Source organism: Agromyces capsici (assembly GCF_058349965.1).
In genome coordinates, this window is the sequence record NZ_JBYRET010000001.1 from 124,623 (window position 1) to 142,108 (window position 17,486).

At 73.2% G+C, this 17,486-nt stretch carries 15 protein-coding genes and 1 riboswitch; of the genes, 5 read left to right on the plus strand and 10 right to left on the minus strand.

Annotation, left to right across the window (positions count from 1 at the left end):
* Positions 1–13 precede the first annotated feature (13 nt).
* Positions 14–96: riboswitch (ZMP/ZTP riboswitch) on the minus strand.
* A gap of 269 nt (positions 97–365) precedes the next feature.
* From AC3RKB_RS00650 to AC3RKB_RS00660, 3 genes are all read left to right on the plus strand, one after another.
* Complete coding sequence (locus AC3RKB_RS00650; RefSeq protein WP_491434054.1) at positions 366–1,220, plus strand: endonuclease domain-containing protein; 855 nt, start codon at positions 366–368, stop codon at positions 1,218–1,220.
* A gap of 186 nt (positions 1,221–1,406) precedes the next feature.
* A complete protein-coding gene (nagA, locus tag AC3RKB_RS00655; protein ID WP_491434055.1) occupies positions 1,407–2,567 on the plus strand; it encodes an N-acetylglucosamine-6-phosphate deacetylase in 1,161 nt (386 codons plus the stop codon).
* Between the two features lie 283 nt (positions 2,568–2,850).
* A complete protein-coding gene (locus AC3RKB_RS00660) occupies positions 2,851–4,611 on the plus strand; it encodes a sigma-70 family RNA polymerase sigma factor (RefSeq protein WP_491434056.1) in 1,761 nt (586 codons plus the stop codon).
* Here the strand turns inward: AC3RKB_RS00660 and AC3RKB_RS00665 are convergent.
* Positions 4,560–5,867, minus strand: coding sequence for an MFS transporter (locus AC3RKB_RS00665; RefSeq protein ID WP_491434057.1), 1,308 nt, complete (start codon positions 5,865–5,867; stop codon positions 4,560–4,562). The two genes, AC3RKB_RS00660 and AC3RKB_RS00665, sit on opposite strands and share 52 nt — an antisense overlap.
* Before the next feature lie 206 nt (positions 5,868–6,073).
* Between AC3RKB_RS00665 and purU the strand changes: the two genes are divergently transcribed.
* Entirely contained in the window at positions 6,074–6,952 is an 879-nt protein-coding gene (gene purU, locus AC3RKB_RS00670; RefSeq protein WP_491434058.1) for a formyltetrahydrofolate deformylase, read from the plus strand.
* A gap of 81 nt (positions 6,953–7,033) precedes the next feature.
* Here purU and AC3RKB_RS00675 read toward each other — a convergent pair whose 3' ends face one another.
* Positions 7,034–7,399, minus strand: coding sequence for a YrdB family protein (locus AC3RKB_RS00675; RefSeq protein ID WP_491434059.1), 366 nt, complete (start codon positions 7,397–7,399; stop codon positions 7,034–7,036).
* Between the two features lie 71 nt (positions 7,400–7,470).
* The gene (locus AC3RKB_RS00680; protein WP_491434060.1) at positions 7,471–8,685 is read right to left on the minus strand and encodes a hypothetical protein; all 1,215 of its coding nucleotides are present in this window, start codon (positions 8,683–8,685) and stop codon (positions 7,471–7,473) included.
* A gap of 87 nt (positions 8,686–8,772) precedes the next feature.
* Here AC3RKB_RS00680 and AC3RKB_RS00685 point away from each other — a divergent pair, with 87 nt between their 5' ends.
* Complete coding sequence (locus AC3RKB_RS00685) at positions 8,773–9,366, plus strand: TetR/AcrR family transcriptional regulator (RefSeq protein WP_491434061.1); 594 nt, start codon at positions 8,773–8,775, stop codon at positions 9,364–9,366.
* Positions 9,367–9,522: 156 nt separating this feature from the next.
* Here AC3RKB_RS00685 and nagB read toward each other — a convergent pair whose 3' ends face one another.
* The 7 genes from nagB to AC3RKB_RS00720 all read right to left on the minus strand — a co-directional run bounded on the left by nagB (position 9,523) and on the right by AC3RKB_RS00720 (position 17,366).
* Complete coding sequence (gene nagB, locus AC3RKB_RS00690) at positions 9,523–10,308, minus strand: glucosamine-6-phosphate deaminase (protein ID WP_491434062.1); 786 nt, start codon at positions 10,306–10,308, stop codon at positions 9,523–9,525.
* On the minus strand, positions 10,293–11,231 hold the full coding sequence (locus AC3RKB_RS00695; RefSeq protein WP_491434063.1) for an ROK family protein: 939 nt from the start codon (positions 11,229–11,231) through the stop codon (positions 10,293–10,295). The genes nagB and AC3RKB_RS00695 overlap by 16 nt, the downstream gene beginning before the upstream one ends.
* Positions 11,228–12,835 (minus strand): glycoside hydrolase family 3 protein, encoded by a 1,608-nt coding sequence (locus AC3RKB_RS00700; RefSeq protein WP_491434064.1) that lies wholly within the window; start codon positions 12,833–12,835, stop codon positions 11,228–11,230. The genes AC3RKB_RS00695 and AC3RKB_RS00700 overlap by 4 nt, the downstream gene beginning before the upstream one ends.
* Positions 12,832–13,755 (minus strand): carbohydrate ABC transporter permease, encoded by a 924-nt coding sequence (locus AC3RKB_RS00705; protein ID WP_491434065.1) that lies wholly within the window; start codon positions 13,753–13,755, stop codon positions 12,832–12,834. The genes AC3RKB_RS00700 and AC3RKB_RS00705 overlap by 4 nt, the downstream gene beginning before the upstream one ends.
* Entirely contained in the window at positions 13,752–14,753 is a 1,002-nt protein-coding gene (locus AC3RKB_RS00710; protein WP_491434066.1) for a carbohydrate ABC transporter permease, read from the minus strand. The genes AC3RKB_RS00705 and AC3RKB_RS00710 overlap by 4 nt, the downstream gene beginning before the upstream one ends.
* 82 nt (positions 14,754–14,835) lie before the next feature.
* Positions 14,836–16,101: an extracellular solute-binding protein gene (locus AC3RKB_RS00715; protein ID WP_491434067.1), complete on the minus strand. Its 1,266-nt coding sequence runs from the start codon at positions 16,099–16,101 to the stop codon at positions 14,836–14,838.
* A gap of 68 nt (positions 16,102–16,169) precedes the next feature.
* Complete coding sequence (locus tag AC3RKB_RS00720; protein WP_491434068.1) at positions 16,170–17,366, minus strand: ROK family transcriptional regulator; 1,197 nt, start codon at positions 17,364–17,366, stop codon at positions 16,170–16,172.
* Between the last annotated feature and the right edge of the window lie 120 nt (positions 17,367–17,486).

Below are 17,486 nucleotides of genomic sequence, written 5' to 3' on the forward strand. Positions count from 1 at the left end.
CCACGAGGCTACGCGTACCGGCCCAGGCGTGCGGTCGGTCCGTTGCCAGTCGCTCCCCGATGGTCACCCATCTCAACGCCAGTCGCGACCCGGCAAGCATAGCAACGGATGCCGCGAGCGGCGGCCCCGCATGACGCCCGCATGACGCTCCCCGGGCAGGTCCGACCGCACGATTCGATTCAGGTACTCCGCGGCACGTCAGGATCGCTTGCACGATTCGTTCCTGACCAGCCTCCGAGTTCCTGAAACGGAACCCTGCGGCTCGGCGTGGCGACTCGACCTCCACATGGCCTGGTCGAACCGCGGTTCCACCGGATGTCGCGACTGTCGCCGCACCGCGGCATACCTCACGGCAACATCCCGATGTGGACATCGTCGACTGGCTCACCTCACACGGCGGCATCGCGCATGTCGACGATCTGCTCCGGGCGGGCTTCACCCGCTACCGGATCCGGAACGCCATCGCCGGCTCCCTCGTCCGGCGAATCCGTCGTTCGTGGATCTGCACCTCGTCCGCCCCGACGCTCCTGAAGAGGGCGGCATCGGTCAGTGGCCGACTGGCGTGCCTGACGGCCGCGAAGCACCACGGGCTGTGGACCCTCGAGGACGACGATGACGAGCTTGCGCCGAATCGGGCTCATCTCTCGGTCGCGCCGAACGCGTCTCGGTTCGACGCCGGCGACGCGACCGTCCATTGGACCGACGGGCCGATCCGTGCGAGTCGCTACGACCTGGTGGAGCCGATCGCGAATGCTCTCGTGCAGATCGCAGACTGCCGACCGTTCGACCACGCCGTCGCCACGTGGGAATCAGCGATCCGAAGGGGCTCCGCCCAGCGGGACGTCCTCGCGCGCCTCCCGCTGCGGACCGAAGCGTCTCGCCGCGTGCTCCTCGCGAGTTCCGAGCTGTCCGATTCGGGCATCGAATCGCTGCCGCTCGCCCGCCTCCGCCGAATCGGCATCGAGCCGCGTCAGCAGGTCTGGCTGCTCGGCCACCGTGTCGACGGGCTCATCGGCGACCGACTCGTCTATCAAGTCGACGGGTACGAATTCCATCGCTCCAGCGAACAACGCAACAGCGACCTCGCCCACGATCGCGCACTGACCCTCAGCGGCTTCACCGTGTTCCGATTCGACTACAGCGACGTCATCTTCGGTTGGCCGGCGATCGAGCAGCAGATCCGAGAGGCATGCGCGATCGGACTGCACCGAGCCGCCTGAGCCGGAATCGTGTGTCGTGCGCGATGCGCCCTGTAGGCCGGAGCGGTGCCGGAGGATGTTTCAGGAAAACGAAAGCTGCTCAGGAGCCCGTGCGCGATTCCGTCCTGAGCAACTCGCGGGATCCTGAAACACGGGTCCGGGGAAGGGTTGGCGCGGAGGCGCGGGCGCGGGGGATAACGTGGGCGGGTGAGCGCCGCGCCCGTGACCGTGATCCACTCCGCCCGCATGGTCTCGGGGGGCGACACCGTGCCCGACGCGTGGGTGCGGTTCGAGGGCGACCGGGTCGCGGCGCGCGGCATCGGCGACGGATGGCGCGACGCGCTCCCCGACGGGGCCGAGATGACGGATGCCGCGGGCCGCTGGCTCGCACCCGGCTTCATCGACCTGCACTGCCACGGCGGCGGCGGCGCGTCGGCCGACGACGGCGACGACGCCATCCCGACGGTGCTCGCCGTGCATCGCGCGCACGGCACCACCCGGACGGTCCTCTCACTCGTGACGGCCACGATCGACGAGCTGGAGACGCGCCTGGCCGCGATCGCGCGCGCCGCGGCATCCGACCCGCTCGTGCTCGGCTCGCATCTCGAGGGGCCCTTCCTCGACCTGGAGTTCCGCGGCGCGCACGACCCCGAGCGGCTGCGGCGAGCCGACGCCGACGCGGTCGACCGGCTGCTGGCGGCCTCGGCCGGCACGCTGCGCCAGATCACGATCGCGCCCGAGCACGACGGCGCGGCCGAGGCGATCGCCCGGTTCACCGACGCCGGCGTCGCGGTCGCGGTCGGCCACACGGGCGCCGACTTCGACACCGCCCTCGCGGCGTTCGAGGCCGGGGCGTCGATCCTCACGCACGCGTTCAACGGCATGCGCGGCATCCACCACCGAGCGCCCGGGCCGGTGGTCGCCGCGATGCGCGCCGACCACGTGACGCTCGAGGTCATCGCCGACGGCGTGCACGTGCATCCCGACGTCGTGCGGCTCGCGTTCGCGGGCGCCCCGGGCAGGGTCGCGCTGGTCACCGACGCCATGGCCGCGACCGGCTCGGCGGACGGCCGCTACGTGCTCGGCTCGCTCGAGGTCGACGTCCAGGGCGGCGTGGCCCGGCTCGCCGGCGGCGGGGCGATCGCAGGATCGACCCTCACGCAGGACGTCGCGCTTCGCCGCGCGGTGGTCGAGTCGCGGCTGTCGCTGGAGGACGCCGTGACCGCGGTGACCGTCACGCCCGCCGCGGCGATCGGCCGCGCGCACGACCTCGGCCGGCTCGAGCCGGGCTACGCGGCCGACGCGGTGCTGCTCGACGACGAACTCGCCGTCGCGGGCGTGTGGGGCGCGGGCGCGCGCCTGGCCTGATCGGGGCGCACGTCACGAGGGGCCCGGCGGCCTGCTCCCCTCGACCGCCGGGCCCGGCTCGTCTCCCCGGACCCCCGAGGTTCCATCCGTCCCTTGTCACGGCGCTCGGTCCCTCGCGATGAGAGACGGCGGTCGGCCCGATCCATGACGCGGATTCCACGAGATCCCCCACGCGACCCGATCTGCTGGAATGGTCGGGCGACCCGCGTCATGATCTGCGGGCCCGCGCGTCTCTTCGATCGGGCGCCCCCACGCCCACCCCCTGGTCCGAGAGGAACATCCGATGTCCCCTGCACGCGCGCACACCGCCGACGCCGACCTCGTCGAGGCGACCCGCCGTGGTGACCGCGACGCGTACGCCGAGCTCTGGCGGCGGCACGCGCCATCCGCCCGCACCGTCGCGGTCTCGCACTCGAGCCTCGACGCCGACGACCTCGTGGCCGAGTCGTTCACGAGGATCTACGACGCGATCCGAGCCGGCGGCGGCCCGCGCGGCGCGTTCCGGCCGTACCTGTTCACGACGCTGCGCAACACGGCCGCGAGCTGGGGGCGCGCGAAGCGCGAGACCGCGCTCGACACGCTCGACCAGGTCGAGGACCCGTCGACGAGCGAGACCGCCGCGCTCGACGCGCTCGACCGGTCGACGACCGCACAGGCCTTCCGCACCCTGCCGACCCGTTGGCAGGAGGTGCTCTGGTACTCCGAAGTCGAGCGGATGTCGCCGGCGCAGGTCGCACCCCTGATCGGCATGTCCGCCAACGCGACGGCCGCCCTCGCCTACCGGGCGCGCGAAGGGCTCCGCCAGGAGTGGATCCGCGCGCACCTGCGCAACGCCGCCGACGAGCCCGAGTGCCGCTGGAGCATCGACCGCCTCGGCGCGTACACGCGGGGCAAGCTGCGAGCGCGCGACACCGCGAAGCTCGAGGCGCACCTCGACGACTGCGCGCGCTGCACGATCGTGGCCGCCGAGGCGCGCGAGGTCGGCTCGCGGCTCGCCCTCGTGCTGCTGCCGCTCGCGGCCGGGGTGGGCGCCGCGACGGCGTACTCGGCGTGGCTGCAGCAGGGCGTGCCCGTCGCGCACCTCGCGATGGGCGCGGGCGTGGCGGGCTCCGCGGGCGCGGCCAGTGCCGCGAGCACCGCCGCCGGCGCGACCGGCACGGGCGCGTCGGGCGGCGCGACGGCGGGCGTCTCGGCCGCCTCCGCATCCGGCGGCTCGAGCCTGGCGGCCGTCGGCGCCGGCGCGGGCACGCTCGTCCTCGCGGCGGCCGCCGTCGTGGCGATCGCCGTGATGCCCGGACTCGTCGGCGAGGCGCCTCCTGCGCCGGTCGCGGCCGCCGAGTCGGACCCCGCACCCGTCGCCGACGAGGACGCGCCCGCGGCGGTCGCCGCCCCGGCCCCGCCGAGCGTGGACCCCCTCCCGACCCCCGATACGATGCCCGTGCCCGACGCAGTGCCGGTCGTCCCCGCGCTCGAGGTTCCGATCGCGGCCCCCGCCGTCGCCGTGCCGACGGCACCGCCCGTCGTCGCGCCATCCGCCGACACCGTCGCGCTGCCGCCGGTCGTGACCTCCGTCGACACCGCCGGCGGGCTCGTCGCCCCCATCGTCTCGGGCACGGCGGAGGCCGAGGCCGTCGTGACGGTGACCGCCTCGAGCGGTGTCGCATCGAGCGCGGTCGCCGACGCCGCCGGCTCGTGGTCGGTCGAACTTCCCGGGCTGCCGGCCGGCACCTCGTCGATCGTCGCCGAGCAGACGGATGTCGCGGGCAACCGCTCGGCGCCGTCCGCGCCGGTGGAGGTGGCGCTGGCCGCGCCCGCGCTCGCCGTCACGGCCCAGGGCGCCTGGCTCGACACCGTCTTCACCGGTGTCCCGGGCGCGAGGGTGCAGGTCCTCGCCGACGGCGTGCCGATCGACGAGGTCGTGCTGGATGCCGCGGGCCTCGCGCTCCTCGACGTGCTCGCGCCCGCGAACCACACGTGGGCCGCGAGCGTGCGCTACGTCGTGGACGGACGGACCGGCCCGGCTGCGCCGGCCGTGCGCGGCTGACCCGCGCGCACCGCCGACACCGTCACGATCGCTGCCGCGATCACCGCCATCGCCACGAAGGCGAGCGGGATCGACGCGACGCCGAACGCGTCGAACAGCAGCCCGCCGATGAGCGCGCCGCCGCCGATGCCGATGTTGAACGCGGTCGTGTAGAGCGCGCTCGCCGCGTCGCGCCGCTCGGGTGCGGCGGCCTGCAGCAGGCGCGTCTGGAGCAGCGGCGGCACCGCGCCGAACGCGAAGCCCCACACCAGGTAGGCGATGATCGCGGGCCAGAGCGCGGGCACGGAGGTCATCACGACGAGCGCGGCCGCGATCGCGGCGAGCGCGACCACGAGGGCCCGCACGCCGTTGCGTGCGAACCTGGTGCCGACGACCGCCAAGCCGGCGGCGCCCGCGATGCCCGAGGCGAACAGCAGCGGGGCGACCGCCGACGACGGCGCGCCGACCACGTCGGTCAGGATCGGCGCGATGTAGGTCAGCGCCGCGTACTGGCCGATCATCACGGCCGCGGTGACGACGCAGACCACGAGCACCGCGGTCGTGCCGGCGTCGGCCGAGCGCGGACGCGGGGCGCCGGCCGGAACGGCGCCGGTGGCCGGCGCGGCGGCGCGGCTCACGCGGCTCGGTGCGGTCGCGCCATCCGGCGGCAGCACCGCCCGCACGACGAGGGCGCCGAGCAGGGTCAGCGCCGCGACGACGGCGAACGCCGCGCGCCATCCGACCGCCTGGCCGAGCGCGGTGGCGAGGGGCACGCCCGCGATCAGCGCGATGGTGCCGCCGCCGAGCACGACCGACACGGCCCGGCCGAGCTGCGCGTCGGCCACGATGCGCGCCGGGTACGCCCCGACGAGCGCCCAGAACACGCCGTGCGCGACGCCGCCGACGATCCGGACGCCGACGAGCATCCAGTACTCGGGCACGACCGCGCTGAGCGCGGTGGACACCGCGAGCACGACGAGCACGGCCGTGAGCAGCGTGCGCCGCGGCATCCGCCGGGTGAGCGCCGTGAGCGGCGTCGACGTGACGACGACCGTGAACGCGAAGACCGAGACGAGCAGGCCGACGAGCGGCTCGCCGACGCCGAGGTCGGCGCTCATCTCGGGGAGCAGCCCGGTGGGCAGCATCTCGATGGTGATGGAGAGGAACACGGCCGAGGCGAGCACGACGAGCGCCCGCCAGGGCAGGGCCGTGGTGGGCGGAGTGGTCGTGGTGGTCGTGGTGGTCGCGCCGGCGCGCGGAAGATCGGTGATCGACAAGGTGCAGTCATCCCGACGGCGTTCCCCGCTCGCGGCCTGGCCTGCGGCGGGTCGACTACGCGCTCGCGTGCGCGCCCGGGGCCGGCGGTGACCGCACGACCGCGACCAGTCTAGCCGGTGTCGGCTGGGTGCCGGCCGTACGGGCGCCGGGCGGCGCCGGGCGCCCGCCGGAGGCCGTCGCGGCGGAGGCCCGGTACGCTGTCCGGATGACCACGGACGCCGAGCCGCACAGCCCGCACCTGTACCACTGGGTCGTCACGCTGAGCTGCACCGATGGTCCCGGCATCGTGCACGCGGTGAGCGGCGCGATCGTCGCGGCGCGGGGCAACATCACCGAGAGCCAGCAGTTCGCCAGCCACGACACGGGCCGTTTCTTCATGCGCGTGCAGGTCGAGTCGCCCGCCGGGCGCGACGAGTTCGAGGCGGCGCTCGCACCCGTCGTCGAGCGCTGGGGCATGGACCTGCAGCTCGATGAGGTCGGCCGGCCGCTCCGCACCCTCGTGCTCGCCTCCACGGCGGGGCACTGCGTCAACGACCTGCTGTTCCGCCAGCGCGCCGGGCAGCTGCCCGTCGAGATCCCGCTCGTGCTCTCGAACCACGGCACCCTGCGCGACCTCGTCGACTTCTACGGCGTGCCGTTCGAGTCCGAGCCCGTCACCTCCCCCGAGACGAAGGCGGCGTTCGAGCGCCGCATCCTCGAGGCGGTCGAGGAGCACGACATCGAGCTCGTCGTGCTCGCCCGCTACATGCAGATCCTTTCCCCCGAGCTGTGCGACGCGCTCGCGGGCCGGTGCATCAACATCCACCACTCGTTCCTGCCGGGCTTCAAGGGCGCCAACCCGTACCGCCAGGCGCACGCGCGCGGCGTGAAGCTCATCGGCGCGACGGCGCACTTCGTCACGAGCGACCTCGACGAGGGTCCGATCATCGAGCAGAACGTGGTGCGCGTCGAGCACTCGCGCTCGGTCGCCGAACTCGTGGCGATCGGCCAGGACGAGGAGAGCCGCACGCTCTCGCAGGCGGTCAAGTGGTTCGCGGAGCGTCGCGTGCTGCTCGACGGGCAGCGCACGGTCATCTTCCGCTGAGACCCGAAGGGTCTCACCGAGTCCCGTCGTTCTGCGGGTCGAGCCTCCGAAAGGCGGGACTCGAGGACGGATCGGGGCGGCTCAGCCGCCGAACTCGCGGCGCCCGTTGATGACGCCGCTCACGGCGGCGACGACCGCGAACACGATCGCGACCACCGGCTGCCCCATGATCCACCACGCGATGGCCGCGGTCGAGAACACCGCGATCTCGACGAGCGCCTTGACGAACGGGTCGACGTGGAACACCGCCTTCGGCGACCGGAAGAGCGCCCAGAGCAGGATCGCGAGGAGCGGCAGCCCGATGCCGAGCGCGACGCCCGGCCACGGCAGCTCGAACGCGGTGAACCCGAAGATGCCGAGCGTCACGATCGCGAAGATCTCGAGCAGGAAGCGCACCAGGTCGTTGAGGCCGACCTTGGGTGCGGGGGCTGGGCTGGCGTCGTTCACGGACGTCCAGCCTACCCGCGCTGCGCGGGCGAGCGGATGCCGCGGCATCCGCTCGCCCGGAGACCTCGTGATCAGGCGACCGGCGTGGTCTCGCGTGCGACCGGCGCCGCCGGAGCGGCCGGCGCGTCGTCAGCGTGCGCTGCCTCCTCATCGGACTCGGCACCGCCGGCGGTGCGGAAGTGGCCGAGGAGCGAGAGCAGGATGCCGCCCGCAGCCCAGGCCGCGAGGACCAGCCACGGGAACGTGGTGTCGGCCGCCGGGAAGTACGACAAGTCGCGCAGCAGGGTCGCCGCGGCCCCCGGCGGGAACCACTGGCCGATCGCGCCCCACGGGGTCGGCAGGAACTCGACGGGGATCGCCGCGGCCGAGATCGGGTTGGCGACGAGCAGGAACGTCACGACGCCGACGGCGATGCCCGCGCGCCCGAGGAGCGCGACGAAGCCGGTGATCGGGGCGGCGATCGCGGCGAGCGCGAGCGCGATGGCGGCGCTGTTCAGCCAGTAGTCGCCCTGGAGCGCCCCGAACCACCCCTGCAGGATGCCGGTGAGCAGCAGGCCCGCGGCGACCGAGTACGCCAGCACGGCCGTGACCCGGCGCATCGCGCCGATCACCGTGAGCGAGATCGCGATGCCGCCGAGCATCCCGCCGATCACGATGGGGAACATCGCGGCGGTGAGCCCGGTGCCGCGCGGGTCGGTGTCGGCCAGCGGCACGACGTCGGTGACCGTCACGGTGACGGACGGGATCTCGGGCACGCTCGGTGCGGCCGGCGGCGTCGCCGGCGCTTGCCCCGAGGCCTGCGCGAGGGCGGCCTGCACGGCCGACCGGATGGCCTCCTGCAGCACGGTCTGGAGCCGGCTCGGCAGCTGCTCGCGCAGCTGCGCGTCGATGCCCTCCTGGAGCTGGCCGGCAGTGGCCCGGAGCAGCTGGGCGACGACCGGGCTCGCGGCGGACGACACGAGCACCTCGGGCGCGTCGGTCGGTCCCTCGCCGAGGACGATCGCGCCGTACACGTCGCGGCGCTCGATCGCGGCGACCGCGGCGTCGCGGTCGTCGACGCGCTCGAGCGCGACCGCGCCCTCCGCTTCGTCGGCGATGCGCGACTCGACCTGCTCGACGCCGGCGTCGGGCCCGGCGATCGCGACGGGCAGGTCCTTGGGCTCGGCCGTGACCGACGGCCAGGCGAACGCGAGCACGATGAGGCCGACGACGAGCGAAAGCGCCGCGCCGATGCCGATCGCGCGGCCGTACGGGGTCACCCCGTGGGGTGCGGTGCGCGCTTCCATGACGACTCCCTATTCAAAACGAATGTTCGTTCTTTTATAGTGGACCTGCAGCCTAGGATCGTCAAGAGCCGGGAAGGGGGCGCGCCGATGCCGAAGGTGACCGAGGCCTACCGCGAGGCCAGGCGCGCCGAGATCGCGTCGGCAGCCCTTCGGTGCTTCGCCGCGAAGGGGTTCCGCGGCACGTCGATGTCCGACATCATCGCCGCGTCCGGGCTCTCGGCGGGCGCCATCTACGGCCACTACGCGAGCAAGGAGGAGCTCTTCTTCGAGGCCGCGCAACTCGTGCTCTCCGCCCGCTCGCTCGAGCTCGAGGAGGTCCGTGCCGACCACGGCCCGCTCGCGCCCGGCGAGATCATGGCCACGCTCATCGACGGCATGCGCCACGAGGACATCACGCCCAACCTGTTCCTTCAGGTGTGGGCCGAGGCGGCCATCGACCCGGCGCTGCGCGAGATGGTGTTCAGGTTCCTGTCGCCCGTGCGACAGATGCTCCGCGGCCTCGTGGCCGAGTGGGCGGTCGCACATCCCGACGTCGCCGGCGACGACCCCGAGGCCTACGCGCAGCGCGCGGTCCCCGTGTTGATGGGACTCGCTCCGGGCTTCATGGTGCAGCGCGCCATCCTCGCCGACTTCGACGAGGACGCCTACCTCGACACGGTGCGCCGGCTCATCCCCCGCTGAGGGACGTCACCGCCGCCCCGCACAACGTCGAGTGGGCGATGTTGGCGCGATCCTCCGCGGAAGACCGCCAAGATCGCCCACTCGATTCGGGTGGGTGAGCGTCCTGGTGCTCGAGGATCGAGGGTGCGAACGACGGATGCCGCGACATCCGACCGCTCAGATGCCCTGCCAGTCGGGCTTGTTGGCCCAGGCGTGCCGGTAGTAACCGGCGTGCTCGAGGGCGGATGCCGCAGCCTCGTCGACCACGATCGTCGCGTGCGGGTGCAGCTGGATGGCCGAGCCCGGCCGGCTCGCCGAGACCGCGCCCTCGACCGCATCGGCGACCGCCCGCGCCTTGGCCTCGCCGAACGCCAGCAGAACCAGGTGCCGCGCCCGCAGGATGGTGCCGATGCCCTGCGTGATGCAGTGCATGGGCACCTCGTCGGGCGAGTCGAAGAACCGCGCGTTGTCGGCGCGGGTCTGCTCGGTGAGCGTCTTCACGCGCGTGAGCGACGCGAGCGACGAGCCGGGCTCGTTGAAGCCGATGTGCCCCGTCCGGCCGATGCCGAGGACCTGCAGGTCGACCCCGCCGGCGGCCTCGATGGCGGCCTCGTAATCGGCGGCGGCGGTGCGGATGGTGTCGGGCGCGCCGTTCGGCACGTGCACGAGCTCGGGCGTCAGCCCGAGCGGCTCGACCACCTCGCGCGTGATCACCGCGCGATACGACTCCGGATGCCCCGGCGGCAGTCCGACGTACTCATCGAGCGCGAAGCCGCGCACGCGCGAGACGTCGAGCCGGTCGGCGGCGATCCGCCGGGCGAGCGCCCGGTACGTCGAGAGCGGCGTCGAGCCGGTCGCGAGGCCCAGCACCGCGTCGGGCCGACCCGCGATGAGCTCGACGACCGCGCCGGCGACGAGTTCGCCGGCCTCCTCCTCGTCCCGCACGATCACGACTTCTGCCATGCCGCCACCTCCAGGTCCTCTCCGATCAGGGCGGCGCCGACCGCCGCCGCGGGGAAGCCGCGCGGGATCACCTGTACGCGACGCGGAAGGTCGAGCGAGGCGAGGAACGCCGAGTCGGCGGCCCAGTCCGCGAGCACGCGTCGCGTGCCGTCCAGGAGGCGCTCGCCGAGCGCCGCGAGCCCGCCGCCGATCACGATGTCGTCGACGTCGGTCGTGAGCGCGAGCAGCCGGACCGCCGACGCGACGCCCGTGAGGAAGCGCTCGCGCACGGCGACGGCGCCGGCGTCGCCGGCATCCGCCCGGTCGAACAGGTCGACGGCCGGGTAGCGGTGCGTGCTCGGCCACAGCGTCGCGAGCGCCGAGCCCGACGCGATCGTCTCGAGGCAGCCGCGCTGTCCGCAGGCGCACCGCTCCCCCGCCGGGTCGACCGGGATGTGGCCGATCTCGCCGGCGACGCCGCGACCGCCCCGGAGCAGGCGGCCCTCGAGCACGATGCCGGCAGCCAGTCCCGTGCCGAGGTTCAGGTACGCCATCGAGTGCGCACGGATGCCGTCGGCCACGCCGAGCAGGTGGTGTGCGCCGAGCGCGGCCGCCTTCACGTCGTTCTCGACGCGCACGTCGACGCCGAGCCGGTCGGCGAGGCGCGGGCCCAGGTCGAGCCCCTCGAGGCCGAGGTTCACGGCGTGCGTCACGCGCCCGGTCGCGGAGTCGACCGACCCCGGTATGCCGATGCCGATCGAGTGGAACGCGTGCGCGTCGACGCCGGCGAGCTGCGACATCCGCTCGACCGTGCGCAGCGCCGTGTCGACGACCGCCTCGGCGCCGAAGCCCGTCGGCATGCGCACCTGGTCGCTGAGCTCGCCGTCCTCGCCGATCGCGACGGCCGCGGTCTTCGTGCCGCCGATGTCGATGCCGAGCCTCACGACGCCTCCGCCGGAGACGGGGCCGAGGCCGAGGCCGAGGCCGAGGCCGAGGCCGAGGCCGGCGCGTGCACCGCCCGGTCGACGAGCGCGGCGAGCGCCTCGGCGACCCCGCGCGACGCGCCGAACGTGGCGAGGTCGGCGAGCGCGAGGTCGTCGCTCGGCCAGCCCATGTCGACGGTCACGACGTCGGCGCGCGCGGCGCGGAGCCGTGCGACGGCGTCGACCGCGAACGGATGGCGGTGCAGGTCCTTGCCGACGACGAGCACCGGGCCCGCGAGCCCGGTCGGCTCGGCGAGCGGGGTCGAGGCGTCGAGCGCGACGATCGCGGCATCCGTCAGCCAGGTCGGTGCCGGACGGGCCGGATCGGGTTCGGCCACCAGCGCGAACGGCCCCCAGGGCACGCCGCCGACCGCGATGTTCGCGACCGTGTCGACGCGCACCACGGTTCCGATGCGGTCCGCGCCGGCCAGGCGCGCGAGCGCGCCGTCGGCGACGTGGAACGACGCGGTGATCCGCTCCGCGAGGTCGGCGGGCAGCGCGACCGGCACGGCGTCGTCGGCGGACGACTCGGCGGCGGATGGCGCGACCGACCCCGTGCGGCCCGTCGCGAGCGCGCGCACGCGCGCCGCGGCATCCGCGACCCGCTCGGCCGGAAGCCGGCCGGCCTCGATCGCGGCACCGATCGCCGCGACGATCTCCTCCATCTGCGGCGCCGTGTTGTCGGTGCCGATGCAAAGCAGGTCGCAGCCGGCGGCGAGCGCGCGCACGGCCGCCTCGGGGATGCCGTGCGCGCCGCTCGCCCCGGCCATGTCGAGCGCGTCGGAGACGATGACGCCCTCGAAGCCCAGCTCCCCGCGGAGCAGGCCCTGCAGGATGCGGGGAGACAGGGTGGCGGGATGCTCCGCGTCGAGCTGCGGGAGCAGGATGTGGGAGGTCATGATCGAGCGCGTGCCGACCGCGATCGCCGCGCGGAACGGCGCGAGCTCGCGCTCGCGGAGCCGCTCGAGGGGCAGGTCGACCACCGGCAGCGCGAGGTGCGAGTCGGTCGCGGTGTCGCCGTGGCCCGGGAAGTGCTTTGCGCTCGCGTCGATGCCGGCCGACTGCACGCCCTCGACCCACGCGGCCGTGTGACGGCCGACCGGCTCGGGCGTCGCGCCGAAGCTGCGCACGCCGATCACCGGGTTGAGCGGGTTCGAGTTGATGTCGGCGTCGGGCGCGAACGTCATCGTGCAGCCGACGGCGGCCAGCGCCTCGCCCACCGCGCGGCCAACGGCCCGGGTGAGCTCGACGTCGTCGATCCGGCCGAGCACGGCGTTGCCGGGGTACGGCGCACCGCGGTCGAAGAAGAGGCGGGTGACGTCGCCGCCCTCCTCGTCGATCGCGACGACCGCCTCGGGGTTCGCCTCGCGGAGGCGCCGCGTGAGGCCGGCGAGCTGGGCGGGCGACTCGACGTTGGTGCCGAAGACGCACACCCCGCCGAGGCCCTCGGCGAGCAGCCCGAGCAGCCAGTCGGGCGCGACCGGCCCGGCGAAGCCGGGGAGCAGGGTCGTGAGGATGTCGCGGCGCAGGCCCTCGCCCGCTCCGCCCCGGATCGCGGCGCTCATCCCTTGACGGCTCCGCTCACGAGGCCGCTCGTCATGCGGCCCTGCACGAACAGGAAGAACACGATCACGGGGATGGCCATCAGGGTCGAGCCTGCCATGATCGCCGCCCAGTTCGTCGTGCCGTTGGCGACGAGGAACGTGCGCAGCCAGACCGGCAGCGTCATCATCTCGGGTCGGGCGTTGAGCACGAGCGCCATGACGAACTCGTTCCACGCCTGGATGAACCCGAACACGCCGGTGGCGACGAGGCCGGGCGCGAGCAGCGGGAACGTGACCCGCCAGAACGCGCCGGCTCGGGAGCATCCGTCGATCATGGCCGCCTCCTCGAGGTCGGCGGGCACGCCGTTGACGAACCCGCGCAGCGTCCAGATCGTGAACGGCAGCACGGTCGCCACGTACACGATGGTCAGGCCGATGAGGGTGTTGAGCAGGTGCCATCCGTCGATGACGCGGAAGATCGAGACCATCATCGCCTCGCCCGGAATCATCTGGATCACGAGGATCGCGATGATGAACACGCGGCGGCTCTTGAAGCGGAACCGCGTCACGGCGAGCGCCGCGAGGAACGCGAAGACCAGCGCGACCGCGACCGTGGTGAGCGTCACGATGAGCGAGTTCGCCGCCGCGGGCAGGAACGGCGTGCGGCCCGGATCGAACAGCACCGTCTCGTAGTTTCGGAGCGTGAAGTTGTCGGGCCAGAAGTGGATCTCGGAGCCGCGGATCTCGTTGTTCGGCTGGAACGAGGTGTTCACCATCCAGTAGACCGGGAAGACGAACAGGGCGAACAGCACGACCGAGAGGGCGCTGTAGCCGATCGTCGCGAGGCGCGTGCGCCGGCGTCCGGAGCGCGGGGCGCGGGCGCGGTCGGCGGCACCGCCGGCACCGGCGGCCTGCCGGCCGGGGGCGATCGCAGCGGTCACAGTTCCTCCTCCTTGACGACCTGGCGGATGTAGTAGAGCGAGACGGACATGAGGATCAGCGCCGTGATCACGGCGATCGCGCCGCCGGTGCCGAAGTCGCCGCCCGCGATGGAGACCTGGTAGATGTACACGCCGAGCGTGTTGGTCAGCTCACGGATGCCGCCGATGTCCTGCAGGGCGAAGATCTGCGTGAACACCTTGAGGTCCCAGATGATCTGCAGGATCGTCGTGATGAGGAAGATCGGCTTGAGGTACGGGAAGACGATGAGGCGGAAGCGCTGGAAGCCCCCCGCGCCATCCAGTTGCGAGGCCTCGAGCACCTCGTCGGGCACCTGGGTGAGGCCCGCGTAGAGCGCGAACGCGACGAAGGGCACGGCGCCCCAGACGATCACGACGCCTGCGACGAGGAAGAAGCTGAGCGGGTCGATGAGCCAGGAGTGCTGGGTGAACTGCTCGAGCCCGAACGTGTTCACGAGCACGTGGTTGATGACGCCGTAGTCGGTGTCGAACATCCAGCCCCACACGATCGTGGCCGACAGGGGCGGCATCGCCCAGGCCAGCAGCAGGCCGATCGACAGGAGCAGGCGGAAGCCCTTGGGCAGGCGCTGCAGCAGCAGCGCGAGGAGCGTGCCCAGCACCATCGTGATCACCACGCACGCGGCGGCGAACACGAGGCTGCGTCCGAGCACCTCGTAGAAGGAGACATCGGTGAGGACGTCGACGTAGTTCTCGAACCACACCCAGGTCGGCGGAGCGCCGAAGACCTGGGCCCGGCCGAACTCCTGCATCGAGGTGACGAGCAGCTGGATGAGGGGCCAGCCGACGATCGCGGCGAGCACGATCGAGGCCGGGACGAGCAGGGCGTACGGGGTGAACCCGCCGGAGGGGCGGCCGCGGCGACCGCGGCGCGGGTGCGACGACCCGGGGTCGGGCGCGGTGAGCCGCTCGCCCTCGACCGAGCTCACGGCCGGTGAGAGGCCGGTGTCGGTGGTGGTCATGTTTGGATCTCCTGCGTCTGGCATGAGGAGGGGTGCGGCCGCACCGCCATTCTGCCCGCGGCCGCACCCCCGATGGAACCGATCAGCCGTTGAGGATGTCCTCGATCTGCGCGTCGGCCTCCGCGGCGAGCGCGGCCACGTCGCCGCCCTGCGCGATCTTGACGAAGAGGTCCTGCAGGATGCCTGCGGCCTCGACGTCGGCCCACTTCGGCGAGGCCGGCGTGAGCTTGGCATTGCCGGCGGCCGCGGCGATCGCCTGGGCGACCTCGTCGGTGCCGAGCGTGTCGGCGAGCGACAGCTTGGCCGGCACGAGGCCGTTCTCGCCGTAGATCGTCTGGAACTCGTCGGAGAGGATGATGCCCAGCGCGTCGAGCGCGAGCTCGGGGTTCTGCGAGTTGGCCGAGATGCCGATGTTGGAGCCGCCGGCGAAGACCTGCGCCGCGCCGCCGTCCTTGCCCGGGAGGGCGTAGACGCCGAGGTTGGCCTCCTGGTCGGGGCAGCCCGGGGTCTCGGCGTCGGCCGGTGCGAGGATCGACCACTTGACCCAGCTCGGGGCCGACAGCTGCAGCGTGGTGCCGTCGCAGAAGCCGACCTGCGGGTTGGTCTCGTTGCCGTCCTTCGGTGCGAGGGAGGCCTCGGTCATGACCTGCTGCACCTGCTCGAGTCCGGCGATGGACTCGTCGCTGGAGAGCTGCGCGTCCCACTCGTCGCCGTCGGGCACGGCGACCTCGCCGCCGTTCTCCCAGACGTAGGGGAGGGCGTTGTACCAGTCCTGGCCGGGCCACCAGATGCCGGACTTGCCGGGGTTCGCCTCGGCGAGCCCGATGCCCTGCTCGATGTACTGGTCGAGCGTGGTCGGCGCTTCGAGGCCCGCGGCGGCGAGGGCGTCCTTCTTGTAGAACACGAGGCGCGCGCCCGAGTACAGCGGGGCCGCGTAGAACTTGCCGTCGTACGAGCCCGCCTCGACGAAGCCGGGCAGCAGGTCGTCGCCGCCGAGTTCGTCGTAGTGCTCGGTCAGGTCGAGGAACGCGCCCGCCGACGTGAACGCCGACGCCTGGGTGTTGCCGACCTCGACGATGTCGGGGCTGTCGGAACCCGACAGGCTCGTGGTGAGGCGGTCCACCAGGCCGTCCCACGACTGCTCCTCGATGACCAGCGTGGAGCCGGGGTGCTCCTCCTCGAACGTGTCGATCAGGTACTCGCGCGCCGCGTCGGGGGTGTCGGTGCCGACGAGCCAGACGCGGATCTCGGCGCCCTCCTCGGAGGCGGCGTCGCCTCCGGAGGTGGCGCACCCGGCGAGGGTCAGCGCTGCAGCGGCGCCGAGCGCCACGATGCCGAGTTTCCTCATTGCGTGGTTTCCTTTCGTAGGGCGGGGGTGGGAGCGGGGTGCCGCCACCCTTGGTGCGGGGTGGGGCTCTACGAGACCCCGAGTTGTCCGGACAGGACCATGACGGCCGCGCCGCGCAGGACGATGTCCTGCCCGTGCGCGGTCATCCGGAGCCTCAGATCACGGTGGTGTTCCGCCATGGTCCGGTTCCGGAGCGTCTCGACGGTCGCCTCGATGAGCGGACCGTCAAGCAGTTCCGTCGGCCCGCTGAGGACGACCTCGGAGAGGTTCAGCGCACCGACGACGGGGGCGAGCACGATGCCGAGGCGCCGGCCCGCTTCCCGCAGGGTCTCTTCGCGAGCGGATGCCGCGGCATCCGTCGTACCGAGTCGTTCGAGCTCGGCGGTCAGGCGCGGCACGGCCAGCCACGCCTCGAGGCAACCGTGCTTGCCGCACGCGCAGCGCGGACCGCCGTCGGTGCCGACCACGACGTGGCCGATCTCGCCCGCGGCCGAGCCGGCGCCGAGCACGGGGCGGCCGCCGACGATGAGCCCGGCGCCGACGCCGTGGCCGACCTTGACGAGGATCAGGTCGCCGGGGGCGCTCGCGTGCTCGGCGAGCACCGCGACGTTCGCATCGTTGGCGACGTGCACGGGCAGGTGGAAGGCGGCGGCGAGGCGCTCCTGCAGCGGCAGGTCGGTCCAGCCGAGGTTCGGCGCGGAGTGCACGACGCCGTTCGGCTCGACCACACCGGGCGAGCCGACGCCGACGCCGATCACGCGCGCAGTCGTGAGGGCGAGCAGTCCGTCGAGCAGCTCGAGCACGAGCTCGACCGCGCGCTCGCCGGTCGCGCCGTCGAGCGCGACCTCGGCGCGGGCGACGATGCCGCCGTCGAGGTCGAGCACCGCGCCGCGGAACCGCGTGTGCTCGGACAGGTCGAGCGCGACGATGTGGAACCCGGTGCGGTCCACGTCGATGAGGGTCGCGGGCTTGCCCGGCCGGGCGTCCTCGCGCTGGCCGAGCTCGACGACGAGGCCCTCGCCGATCAGCTCGGCGACGAGGTCGGAGACGGTGACGCGCGTGAGGCCGGTCTCGCGGGCGACATCCGCCCGGCTCTGCGCACCCTCGGTGTAGAGGGTCTGCAGCACGAGCGAGCGGTTGTGGCTGCGCGCGTGCTCGGGGAGGACCTTGCCGGAGGCGCGGAGGACCCGGTCGGCGAACAGCGGCACGTTGCCGTTCGAGGCGGGCGCCGGGGCCTGGGTTCGCGATGCATCCGTTGCGGTCACGTTTGTTAGTAAACCTTACGAACAAACTCCGCGCAAGCGCCCGTTACACATTCGTGACCAGGGTCGCGCACGGGTCGTCCCGCTCGCCGCGACTCGCCCCCGACTCGGCCCCCTCCCCGA